Raw genomic sequence first — 11953 nt, 5'->3', positions numbered from 1 at the left:
AGAGTTCGGCCATGGAGACCCTGCGCCTGATCCTGCTCATCGCCCACATCCTCGGGTTCTCGGCACTGATCGGCGGCCTCCTGGCGCAGGTCGGCCCCGGTGACAAGAAGGTCACCGGCGTGATGCGCGACGGCGTCGGCACCGCCTTCCTCGCGGGCCTGCTGCTGGTCGGCGTCCTCGAGGGCGGCGACGACCCGGTCAACCACGCCAAGGTCGGCGTGAAGCTCACGATCGGGCTCGTCCTGCTGGTGCTCGTCATGGCCAACATGCGCAAGGCGAAGATCCCCAACGGCCTGTGGGCCGGGCTGCTCGTGCTCGCGATCGCGGAGGTCTGCATCGCGGTCCTGTGGTCGCCCGTCCACAGCAGCTGAGCCTCGGCTCGTACGGCGTCGGTGGGGCGCCGTAGGCTGGCGGAAGCATGTCTGAGACCTCCGCCGCGCCGTCCGCCCTGACCGCCGAGACCCTCCTCGAGGGCCTCAACGACCCCCAGCGCGAGGCGGTGAAGCACGAGGGCTCGCCGCTCCTCGTCGTCGCCGGCGCGGGCTCCGGCAAGACGCGGGTGCTCACCCGCCGCATCGCCTGGCTGATCGCGGTCCGCAAGGCCCACCCGGGCTCGATCCTGGCGATCACCTTCACCAACAAGGCCGCGGCCGAGATGAAGGAGCGGGTCGCCGACCTGGTGGGCAACCGCGCCCGGATCATGTGGGTCAGCACCTTCCACTCCGCGTGCGTGCGGATCCTGCGCAAGGAGGTCGAGCACCTCGGCTACGAGCGGCTGAAGTCGAACTTCTCGATCTACGACGCCCAGGACCAGAAGCGGCTGATCAGCCTGGTCTGCAACGACCTCGAACTCGACCCGCGGCGCTACCAGCCCGGCCCGGTGCTGCACTGGATCAGCAACCAGAAGAACGAGCTGCGCGATCCCGACGAGGTGGCCGCCGAGGCCCGCAACAGCATCGACCAGACCTACGCCGCGGCCTACAAGGCCTACCAGCGGCGGCTGCGCGAGGCGAACGCCTTCGACTTCGACGACCTGATCATGGAGACGGTGCGGCTGTTCCAGCTGAAGCCGGAGATCCGCGAGACCTACCGGCGCCGGTTCCGTCACCTGCTGGTCGACGAGTACCAGGACACCAACCACGCGCAGTACGCCCTCATCCACCAGCTGTCCGGGCAGGACCTCGAGGAGCACGACCCGACCACGCTCGACGGCGTACCTGCCGACCGGGTGCCGCCCGCCGAGCTGATGGTCGTCGGCGACGCCGACCAGTCGATCTACGCCTTCCGCGGCGCCGACATCCGCAACATCATGGACTTCGAGAAGGACTTCCCCGACGCGCGGACCGTCCTGCTCGAGCAGAACTACCGCTCCACGCAGACCATCCTCAGCGCCGCCAACGCGGTCATCGAGCGCAACGAGAGCCGCAAGCCCAAGCGCCTGTGGTCCGACGCCGGCGACGGCGAGAAGATCGTCGGGTACGTCGCCGACGACGAGCACGACGAGGCCCGCTTCGTCTCCGGCGAGATCGACAAGCTCACCGACGCCGGTGACCTCAAGCCCTCCGACGTCGCGGTCTTCTACCGGACCAACGCGCAGTCGCGCGTGTTCGAGGAGATCTTCATCCGCACGGGCATGCCCTACAAGGTCGTCGGCGGGGTGCGCTTCTACGAGCGGCGCGAGATCCGTGACGCCCTCGCCTACCTCCGCATGCTGGTCAACCCCGACGACCAGGTCTCGCTGCGCCGGATCCTCAACACCCCCAAGCGCGGCATCGGCGACCGCGCCGTGCTGGCGGTGAACCTGTTCGCCGAGCGCGAGCGGATCACCTTCTGGGAGGCGCTGCAGCGCGCCGGCGACGCCCCCGGCCTGGCCACCCGCAGCCAGACGAACATCGAGTCCTTCGTCGCGATGGTCCAGGACCTCCAGCAGATGGTCGCCGCCGGCGAGCGCCCCGACGTGATCCTCGAGACCGCCCTCGATCGCTCCGGCTACCTCGTCAGCCTGGAGCAGTCCGACGACCCGCAGGACGAGACGCGGATCGAGAACCTCGGCGAGCTCGTCGCCGTCGCCCGGGAGTTCGCCGAGGACCCCGTCGCCGGGCCGTCCGCCGACCCCGCTGACGTCGACGCCGGCACCGTCGAGCCCGGCCTCTCCGACTTCCTCGAGCGGGTCGCCCTCGTCGCGGACAGCGACCAGATCCCCGACGCCCCCGATCCGGACGACCCGGACGCCCCCGCCGACAACGGCGTGGTCACCCTGATGACCCTGCACACCGCCAAGGGCCTCGAGTTCCCCGTCGTCTTCCTCACCGGCATGGAGGACGGCGTCTTCCCGCACTCGCGTGCCCTCGGCGACCGGCCCGAGCTGGAGGAGGAGCGACGCCTGGCCTACGTCGGCATCACCCGCGCCCGCCAGCGGCTCTACGTCTCACGCGCCGTCGTCCGCTCGGCCTGGGGTGCCCCCGCCCACAACCCGGGCTCCCGCTTCCTCACCGAGCTCCCCATCGACCTGGTCGACTGGCGTCGTACCGAGGCCGACCAGACGCGCTGGTCCCGCCCCGCCTACGGCTCCGCCGGCCGCTACGACGACAGCGGCCCCTCCGGCAACCGCCTCGGCGCCCCCACCGCCGCCGGCCGCCGCAACTTCAGCTCCGCCGCCGCCCGCGCCGACGCCGCCTCGAAGTCCAAGCCGTCCCGGGCCATCCCGGTCCTCGCGCCCGGCGACAAGGTCACCCACGACTCGTTCGGGCTCGGCTCCGTGGTGTCCGTCGAGGGTGCCGGGGACAAGTCCGTCGCGTCGATCGACTTCGGGTCCGACGGGGTGAAGAGGCTGCTGCTGAGGTACGCGCCGGTGGAGAAGCTCTAGGCGGTCGCGCGTTACGGCGTGACGCCGTGCTGCCGCAGGGCAGCGTCGGGGTCGACCGGGTCGCCGCCGCCCGGGCGCACCTCGAGGTGCATGTGGGGACCGGTGACGTGGCCGGTGGCGCCGACGTAGCCGATCAGCTGACCGGTGCGGACCTTGTCGCCGGGGGAGACGTTGAACGCGGTCTGGTGGCAGAACCAGAGCTCGGTGCCGTCGTCGAGGGTGAGGACGGTCTTGTTGCCGTAGGCGCCGTCGAACTGCGCGGAGGTGACGGTGCCGTTGGTGACGGCGTAGATCGGGGTGCCGACGGGGGCGGCGAAGTCGAGGCCGGTGTGGTAGCTCGACCAGAGGCCGTACTCGCCGAACGTCGCGGTGAGGCGGTAGCTCTTCAGCGGCAGGGTCCAGCGGTTCAGCGCGATCTCGGCGGCTTCCTTCTCGGCGGCCTTGGCGAGGCTGTCGAGGGCCGAGTTGCGCTCCGCGTCCATCTTGGTGACCGCGTCCTTCAGGTCACCGCCGCCCTGCTGGAGGGCGTCGCGGTCGGAGTCGCGGCTCAGCGTCTCGACCCGGTCGGAGACCGAGCCGTTGCCGAAGGAGCCGGTCATCGCGTTGGAGGCGGTGACCCGGTCGGCGTTGGCGGCCAGCTGGGGGTCGGCGGAGACGACAGCGCCGCCGACCGCGACCGCGAGGGTCGCGACGCCGACGGCGACGGGAAGCGTGGGCAGGCCCTTGAAGAGGGGGCCGCGGCTGCCGGCATGGCGTACGGCGCGACGCTTGCCGGCGGGCTGGATGGCGCGCAGCTGGGACGTCGAGGAGTCGACCAGCGGGTCGAAGAGCGGGATGTCGCGCAGCGCGGGGAGCTCGACCGTGGGCGCCCGGTCCAGGCCGATGGCCACCGGCACTACTGGCGAAGCAGGGACGACCGGCGCGACCGGCTCGGCCGGGCGGGCGACCCGCTTGCCGACGTAGGTGCTCGGCTGCTCGGTGTCGACGGGGCGACGAGCGGCCCGCTTGCCGACGTACGCGCTCCCGGACTCCGTGGAGGCAGGCGCGGGTTGCGGCGCGCGGTGATCCGCTCGGTGGCTACCCATCGACTGCTGACTCCTTGGGGGACGATCGTGCAGGCCGGTTTCGACCCACACCCACCCGAGGCGCCCGATTGGCTCGGAAGAGAGGTGGCTGCACGGTGACAGCCGGGTGAAACATGCGTGCCGACCATATCCGATAGCAACCTCGCTCCGAAATCCTCCGGCCCGACCTGTGGAGCACCAGCGCGGGGGTCGTGAGGCCGTGCGAAGCAGTGCGCGGCTCGTGAGCCGTGTCACGTCGCGTCTCACGGACTCGTCCTACTCGCGGGTCAGGACTAGGGTGCCCGGGGGTGTGCCACGGTGCGCACCAACCCTCTGACCCAGATGTGAGGACGTTTCAGTGGACCTGATGGAGTACCAAGCGAAGGAGCTCTTCGCGAAGCACGGTGTGACCACCACCATCGGTGTGGTCGTCGAGACCGCCGAGGAGGCGAAGGCCGCCGCCGAGAAGATCGGTGGCGTGACCGTCATCAAGGCGCAGGTCAAGGCCGGCGGCCGCGGCAAGGCCGGCGGTGTGAAGCTCGCGAAGACCCCTGACGAGGCCTTCCAGTACGCCACGGACATCCTGAACCTGACGATCAAGGACCTCCCGGTCAACCGGGTCCTCGTCACGCCGGCCACCCCGCCGGAGGAGGAGTACTACTTCTCCTTCCTGCTGGACCGGTCGAACCGCCAGTACCTCTGCATCGCGTCCGTCGAGGGTGGTGTCGAGATCGAGGAGGTCGCGAAGACCAACCCCGACGCCGTCAAGAAGATCGCGATCGACCCGGGCAAGGGCGTCGACGCCGCCAAGGCGCGCGAGATCGCCACCGAGGCCGGCTTCCCGGAGCCCGTCTTCGAGCAGGCCGTCACCATGATCGAGAACCTCTACAAGGTCTTCGTCGAGGAGGACGCCACGCTCGTCGAGGTGAACCCGCTCGCGCGGCTCGCCGGCGACAAGCTCGAGGCACTCGACGGCAAGGTCTCGCTCGACGAGAACGCCTCCGAGGTCCGCCACCCCGACCACGCGCAGTTCGAGATCCGCGAGGAGGCCGACCCGCTCGAGGCGAAGGCCAAGGACCTCGGTCTCAACTACGTCAAGCTCGACGGCCAGGTCGGCATCATCGGCAACGGCGCGGGTCTGGTCATGAGCACCCTCGACGTCGTCGCGTACGCCGGCGAGAACCACGGCGGCGTGAAGCCGGCCAACTTCCTGGACATCGGCGGTGGCGCCAACGCCCAGGTCATGGCCAACGGCCTCGACGTCATCCTGAACGACGAGCAGGTCAAGTCGGTCTTCGTGAACGTCTTCGGTGGCATCACCGCGTGCGACGAGGTCGCCAACGGCATCAAGGGCGCCCTCGAGCTCCTCGGTGACAAGGCGACCAAGCCGCTGGTCGTCCGTCTCGACGGCAACGCCGTCGAGGCCGGCCGCGCGATCCTGAACGAGCTGAACCACCCGCTCGTGACGCAGGTCGACACCATGGACGGCGCGGCCGACAAGGCCGCCGAGCTGGCGAACGCCTGAGATAGAGAGCAGAAGAAGATGAGCATCTACCTCAACAAGGACAGCAAGATCATCGTCCAGGGCATCACGGGCGGCATGGGTGCCAAGCACACCGCCCTCATGCTCGACTCGGGCGCCCAGATCGTCGGTGGCGTGAACTCGCGCAAGGCCGGCACCACGGTGACCCACAAGGACCACGACGGCAACGACGTCGAGCTCCCCGTCTTCGGCACGGTCGCCGAGGCCATGAAGGAGACGGGCGCCGACGTGTCCGTGCTCTTCGTCCCGCCGGCCTTCACCAAGGACGCCGCCATCGAGGCCATCGACGCCGAGATGCCGCTGATCGTCGTCATCACTGAGGGCGTCCCGGTCCAGGACACCGCCGAGGTGTGGTCCTACCTGCAGGGCAAGTCCACCCGGATGATCGGCCCGAACTGTCCCGGCATCATCACGCCGGGCGAGTCGCTCGCCGGCATCACGCCGCACACCATCGCGGGCAAGGGCCCGGTCGGTCTCGTGTCCAAGTCGGGCACGCTGACCTACCAGATGATGTACGAGCTGCGTGACTTCGGCTTCTCGACCGCCATCGGCATCGGCGGCGACCCGATCGTCGGCACCACGCACATCGACGCCCTCCAGGCCTTCGAGGACGACCCGGAGACCAAGCTCATCGTCATGATCGGTGAGATCGGTGGCGACGCGGAGGAGCGTGCCGCGGCGTACATCAAGGACAACATCACCAAGCCGGTCGTCGGCTACGTCGCGGGCTTCACCGCCCCGGAGGGCAAGACCATGGGCCACGCCGGCGCCATCGTCTCGGGCTCCGCCGGCACCGCGGCCGCCAAGCAGGAGGCCCTCGAGGCCGTCGGCGTCAAGGTCGGCAAGACGCCGTCCGCGACCGCGGCCCTCGCGCGGGAGATCCTGCAGTCGCTCTGACGCACTGAGCACCGCACGAAGGCCCGCCACCCCACGGTGGCGGGCCTTCGTCGTCGGTTGCGGTTCAGCAGCCGGCGGCCGTGAACGTGCACATCGCCGAGACGACGGCTCCGGACTCCTGGACGATCTGGTCGACCGCTCGCTGGTCGTCGCCGCCGCCGGGGGCGCCACCCTCGCCGGCGTGGACGACCACGAGCACCGAGCTGCCCAGCCGGACCACGAGGGTCACGTCGCCGTAGGGCGTCGCCGCGCCGTCCAGCTCGTCCCAGCCGAGGACGGCGAAGGACTGGCCGCCGACCTGGGTGTCCTTGACGGCCCAGTTCGGGGTGAACCCGTCGTCGCGGACCGGGCCGACGGGGCACTCGGCGTACACCTTGCGGATCGCCTCGACCGCGGCGACGGCCTCGTCGGGGCTGGCGTAGGTGGTCAGAGTGCGGCTGCGGTAGTCCTCGGCGTTGTCGTAGCGGGCGGTGATCCTGTCCGTGTAGAGCGGGTCGTCCGCCGTCACGCCACAGGCCTCGAGACCGAGCGCCTCGTCGGTCCGCTCCGGTCCGACCCGGCCGTCCCCGTCGCCGGCATCCTCGGGCCAGCCCTCGAAGATCGGGAAGTCGTCGGAGATGACGGGGTCGGTCGTCCCGGGGTCGGTGGTCGTGGTGTCCTCGGCCGGCTCGGTCGTGGTCGGCGCGCTCGGCTCGTCCTTCAGGGCGCCGGGTGCCAGCCGCTCGGCGACGGTGGGGAGCATCCGCTTGACCGGAGATCCACCGTCCTCGTCGAGCCAGTTGTAGTCCATCCCCACGATCTTCACCGAGAGCACCGAGATCCGGGTCCCCTCGAGGAGCAGGCCGGTCTCGCTGATGTAGGCGAAGTCGCCGGTCGGGTCGAGGTTCTTCGGCACCGGACCCCAGTTGAGGTCGTAGATCACCGCGTCGGCGTCCTTCACCTCGACCGTGCGGCCCTGCGGGGAGACGTGCACCTCGTCGGCCCCCGGCAGGTGTCCGTCGCAGTCGACGATCCACTCGGCGAACTGGTCGTAGGCGGCCCGCGCGGCTTCCTCGGTCTCGAAGTCGGCGACCATCTGGGTGAGGTCGTCGTTCGTGATGTCCGGCTCCAGGGTGTCGCCGGGCTGGTGGTCGGGCAGGTAGGTCCAGGTCCGGGTGAAGCTGTTCGTGGCGCCGAGCGAGCTCTGGCTCGCCTGCTGGCACGGCAGGTAGACGGCCTGGCCGTCGCCCTCGAACGTCTCCGTGGTGCGGAAGGCACCGAGCCGGCCGATCTCGTACTGGGTGTCGGCGTCGCGGAGCAGGTCGCCCTGGGCGAGCACGGGCGTCTCCACCGCGACGTTGTCGCGGTCGGCACGCGGGTTGCCGTTGCCGATCACCGCGAACACGGGGACCGCGACGGCGGCGACGGCGAGCGCGGCGCCCCCCGCCACCAGGGCGGTACGGCGGCGGCGGATCTGGTCGCCGCGGCGTCGGACGTCGGATGCACTGAGGGGCATGTCGCCTCCGGGAGTGGCGGAGCCGAACCCTGCCCCGAAACGGGTCAGCTCGTCGATCGGGTCGTGGTGCTCAGGCATGGGTCACCCCTCCTCCAGCAAGGCCGGTCTCGTCGGCCAGGAGCTCGGCGAGCGCGGCACGGCCGCGGCTGAGCCGGGCCTTGATCGTTCCTTCGGGTACGCCGACCTCGGCAGCGACCTGCTGCACGGGGAGGTCGGCGATGTGGTGGAGGACCAGCGCCTGGCGCTGGGCCTCGGGGAGCTGGCGCAGCGCCGCGACCAGCGCGACGTGCGACTCGTCCACGGCGGCGACCGCCCCGGCGCCCTGGAGGGCGCGGTCGGGGGAGCGCTCACCGCGCTTGCGCCGCCGCCAACGGCTGACCGCGAGGCGGTACGCCGTGGTGCGGACCCACGCCTCCGGGTACTCGGCCTTGTCCAGCTTGCGACGGTGGGCCCAGGCGCGTGCGAACGCCTCCTGGGTGCACTCGGTGGCTTCCTCGAAGTCACCGATCATCGCGTAGACCTGGCCGGTCACCCTGCGGAACGACGCGGTGTAGAACTCGTCGAACTCACTGGCTTCCACGCCGACCCTCCTCTCGGACCGATCCGGTGCCCCGTCCGGGGCTGTCAGGAGGGATACGCCCGGGACCCGGACCCGGTTGCACGGACCTGGAGGAAATTCCTACCGGTTCGCGGGCGCCGCGTCACCCGGCGTGGGCCGCCATCCGGCCGAGGCGGTCGAGGGACCGGCGGGCGAGCGCGACGAAGTCCTCGTCGTCGATGCGCGCGCGGGGAGCGGCGACGTAGACCACGACCGCGAGGGAGGTGCCGCGGCGGAGCACGGCGACGTCGTACTCGACCGTCCTGTCGCCGGGCAGCGCGGTGCTCAGGTGCCACGCGGACAGCGCCGTGGAGGTGGTCGTGGTGGCGGCGAGCTCGTCGACCTCGGTGCCGGCGCTCGCGTCGAGGTCGGGGCACTGGGCCATCCGCTCGCGGAAGCGCTTGACGAAGGTGCGCGCACCGCCGGCCGGCAGCGAGCCGACGGTCTGGGTGAGGCCCACCTCGGGCGGCAGGTCGGCGGCGCTCAGCACGAAGGTGCGGAACTGGTTGGCCTGGATCCTCTGGTCGCGGAAGGTGCCGAACAGGTGCGCGGTCTCGCAGCCGATGGCGCCGGAGTCGATCCGGTCCTCCTTCAGGGCGGCGACGGGCGTGCCGACCCACGGTCCCTGGTCGCGGTTCAGCGGCGGCAGGTCGACCTCGGAGAGCATCCACGGCACCTTGCCGGCCGGGTACGCCGACCGCTCGGTCACCTTCGGGGCGCCGGTCGCGCACGCGCCGCCGTCGGTGAGCTGGCACAGCCGGCCGACGGCGGTCCCGAGCAGGCGGGCGGCGGCCTTGCGGTCCGCCTTGCCGGCGGGTATCCGGCTGGCGAGCGAGGTCGTCGTGGTGAACAGGCCGGTGCGGGCCACGCCGACGACGTAGACAGTCCTGTCGGCGCGCGAGCGCAGCACCAGGAGCGAGGCCTGGTCGCCGACGCCCCGGACGTCGGCGGTGCTGACCAGCTGGATCCGCGGGACCGCCGACGCGTCGTCGTCGGGGGTGGGGCAGCCGGTGAACCAGGCGAGGGTCCGGCGGTAGGTCCGGGCCGCGTGGCGGTCGGTCAGCGACGCCTCGGCGAACTGCACGACCGTGCGGGGCGTCTTCGCGCCCGCACGGAAGCTGCGCTCCCAGGCGGCGGTGCCCTTCGGGTCGGCGTACCGGTCGGGCTGGCAGGGGAGCACGCGGCCGTTGCCGGCGGAGTTGTCGGACGTCGCGCCCTGGGTCCAGCCACGGCCGCCGAGCACCGCGCGGACACCGTCGAGCTCGAGCAGCGACGTCGCGGGCAGCGCGTTGACCGCGGGGCCGGACGACGCGGGGGCGGTCGCGGAGGGGAGGGGTGCCCGGTCGAGCGAGGGCCGGACGCCGGTGGCGTCGGTGGCGACCGCGCCTCCGGCGACGAGCGCGGTGACGGCGGCGGTGGCCCCGATGATCGTGTGCGCGCGGCGGCGGGCGCTGCCGGCACGGCGGATGATCGTCACCCGCGGCCAGGTGACCGTCCGGGTGACCGTGGACAGCGAGCTCAGCGACAGCGGGATCGCCGAGGTCGGGATCTCCAGCTGCATCGCCAGCTGGGCGGCGCCGAGCTGGAGCTCGCGCTCGGCCGACTCGAGCGGGAGCCCGACCTCGTGGGCCATCTCGTCCATGGAGACGGCGGCCAGCTGGGTGAGGAGCAGTGCCTTGCGCTGGGCCAGGGGGAGCGCCGCGAGCGCTTCCAGCACGGCCCGGCTGGCCGGGTCGAGGTCCTTCTTGCGGTGCCACGGGCGGGTGCTGCTGCGCCGCAGTGCCCGGCGCCAGGCGGCGGGCCGGACCGACATCTCGGGGTCGTCGAGTCGCGACGTCTTGCGCCAGTGGTGCCAGGCGACGACGAAGGCCTCCCGCACCGCGCTCCGCGCGGCGGTCAGGTCACCGGTGAGCGCGAAGGTCTGGAGCAGCAGCCGGTCGCGCGCGTCCTTGTAGAAGTCGTCGAAGCCGGCGGCGAGGTCGCTGCTGCTGACGAAGGACGGCGGTTCGGTCATGGCCGGACCACCGTACGACGACAGGGCGACCGCGCTCCAACCGCAGCACCGTTGCGGACGTCACTTCAGCCGATTCTCAGGCCCGACAGGGGATCGTGTCGGCGTGGCAGCCCCGATCCGGCGGGGTCGCGGCGTGAAGATGGACGGACCATGACGTCGCTCCAGTCCTCGCCGGCGCGCCGTGCCACCGGACGATCCGGCAAGGGCACGGCCCGCAGCGACGCCGAGCTGCGGCACGAGCTGGCCACCAGTCGCCCCCTGGTCCCGACCGCGACGCTCGGCGGCGCGCTGGCCGCCGGGGGACCGCTGCTGGTGTGCATGGCGCTGGCCGTCGTCGGCTGGTTCCTCACCGACGCCGGCGGCGAGGGCAGCCCGAGCGGAGCGCTCCGCGTCGGCGCCCACGGTTGGCTGGTCGCGCACGGCTCGACGGTCGCGGTGGAGGGCATCCGGATCACGGCTCTCCCGATCGGCCTGACCCTGCTCTGCGCGTGGACCGCGTGGCGGGTCGGGCACCGGGTCGGGGAGTCCGTCTCCGGGCACGGGCCCGACGCCGACCGGATCGCCGACGGCGCCCGCGACTGGACCGTGCCGCTGGCGGCCGGCCTGTTCTCCGTGGGCTACGCCGTGGTCGGCGTCCTCACCGCCGCGGTCGCCTCGACCGCGGCCTCCTCGCCGAACCCGACCCGGGTGGTCCTGTGGTCGCTGCTGATCGCCGGTGGGGTGGGCGGTACGGCGATCGCGTTCGGCTCCGGCCGCGCGGCGATCTGGCTGCCCGTCGTACCCGCCGCCGTGCGCGACTCGGCCCTCGTCGCCCGCCGGATCCTCGGCCTGTGGTTCGCGATGAGCCTGGTGGCCCTCGCGGTGGCCTTCGTCCTCGACTTCTCGACCGCGGCCAACGTGGTCTCCCAGCTGCACGCCGACGCCGGCGCGATCACCCTGATGCTGCTCGTCACGGTGCTGGTGCTGCCGAACGCGGTCCTCTTCTCGAGCTCCTACCTGCTCGGTCCCGGCTTCACCGTCGGCACCGGCACGACCGTCTCGACCAGCGTGGTCGTGCTCGGTCCGCTGCCGATGTTCCCCCTGCTCGCCGCGCTGCCCGACCAGGGCGCGCAGCCGTGGTGGACCGAGTGGTTGATGGTCACCCCCGTCCTGCTCGCGGCGTACGTGGCCGGACGGGTCCAGCGCGACCGGCCGGTGCTGGCCTGGGACCAGGCCGCGATCCGCGGGTGCGCGGGCGGCATCTCGGCCGGCGTCGTGCTCGCCCTGCTCACGGTCTTCGCCGGCGGTGCCGTCGGCCCCGGCCGGATGGCGGACGTGGGGCCCTACACCTTCGAGGTGCTGCTGCACGCGATCACGTCCTTCGGCATCGGCGGGGTCGTGGGGGCGCTGCTGGTCTGCTGGTGGCAGCGCGACGGTGACGGCTGGGTGCGTTCCAGGCTCGGCGCCGTGCGCGACCGTCTGCCCCGGCGCCCGTAG

General features: G+C 71.8%; 9 protein-coding genes. 5 read left to right on the top strand and 4 right to left on the bottom strand.

Annotation, left to right across the window (positions count from 1 at the left end; genetic code table 11):
* The first annotated feature begins 11 nt into the window (after positions 1–11).
* The gene (locus ASE20_RS20180) at positions 12–371 is read left to right on the top strand and encodes a hypothetical protein (protein WP_056896324.1); all 360 of its coding nucleotides are present in this window, start codon (positions 12–14) and stop codon (positions 369–371) included.
* Positions 372–418: 47 nt separating this feature from the next.
* Entirely contained in the window at positions 419–2866 is a 2448-nt protein-coding gene (pcrA, locus tag ASE20_RS20175; protein ID WP_056896323.1) for a DNA helicase PcrA, read from the top strand.
* 11 nt (positions 2867–2877) lie between these two features.
* Here pcrA and ASE20_RS25340 read toward each other — a convergent pair whose 3' ends face one another.
* A complete protein-coding gene (locus ASE20_RS25340) occupies positions 2878–3951 on the bottom strand; it encodes a M23 family metallopeptidase (protein WP_200952880.1) in 1074 nt (357 codons plus the stop codon).
* A gap of 337 nt (positions 3952–4288) precedes the next feature.
* Here ASE20_RS25340 and sucC point away from each other — a divergent pair, with 337 nt between their 5' ends.
* On the top strand, positions 4289–5455 hold the full coding sequence (gene sucC / locus ASE20_RS20165; RefSeq protein WP_056896321.1) for an ADP-forming succinate--CoA ligase subunit beta: 1167 nt from the start codon (positions 4289–4291) through the stop codon (positions 5453–5455).
* Positions 5456–5473: 18 nt separating this feature from the next.
* Positions 5474–6370 (top strand): succinate--CoA ligase subunit alpha, encoded by an 897-nt coding sequence (sucD, locus tag ASE20_RS20160; protein WP_056896320.1) that lies wholly within the window; start codon positions 5474–5476, stop codon positions 6368–6370.
* Between the two features lie 64 nt (positions 6371–6434).
* On the opposite strand, the gene ASE20_RS20155 is transcribed toward sucD, so the two are convergent.
* The 3 genes from ASE20_RS20155 to ASE20_RS20145 form a co-directional block, all read right to left on the bottom strand.
* The gene (locus tag ASE20_RS20155) at positions 6435–7943 is read right to left on the bottom strand and encodes a hypothetical protein (RefSeq protein ID WP_056896319.1); all 1509 of its coding nucleotides are present in this window, start codon (positions 7941–7943) and stop codon (positions 6435–6437) included.
* Positions 7936–8445, bottom strand: a complete 510-nt coding sequence (locus ASE20_RS20150) for an RNA polymerase sigma factor (protein ID WP_082612639.1) — start codon at positions 8443–8445, stop codon at positions 7936–7938. Before ASE20_RS20150 ends, ASE20_RS20155 begins: the two co-directional genes overlap by 8 nt.
* A 121-nt stretch (positions 8446–8566) precedes the next feature.
* Positions 8567–10477 (bottom strand): hypothetical protein, encoded by a 1911-nt coding sequence (locus ASE20_RS20145; protein ID WP_056896317.1) that lies wholly within the window; start codon positions 10475–10477, stop codon positions 8567–8569.
* Positions 10478–10627: 150 nt separating this feature from the next.
* Here ASE20_RS20145 and ASE20_RS20140 point away from each other — a divergent pair, with 150 nt between their 5' ends.
* A complete protein-coding gene (locus ASE20_RS20140; protein ID WP_157538713.1) occupies positions 10628–11953 on the top strand; it encodes a DUF6350 family protein in 1326 nt (441 codons plus the stop codon).

The sequence above is a fragment of the Nocardioides sp. Root240 genome (assembly GCF_001428825.1).
Lineage (GTDB): Bacteria > Actinomycetota > Actinomycetes > Propionibacteriales > Nocardioidaceae > Nocardioides.
This window is presented reverse-complemented; position numbering and strand designations above follow the sequence as displayed.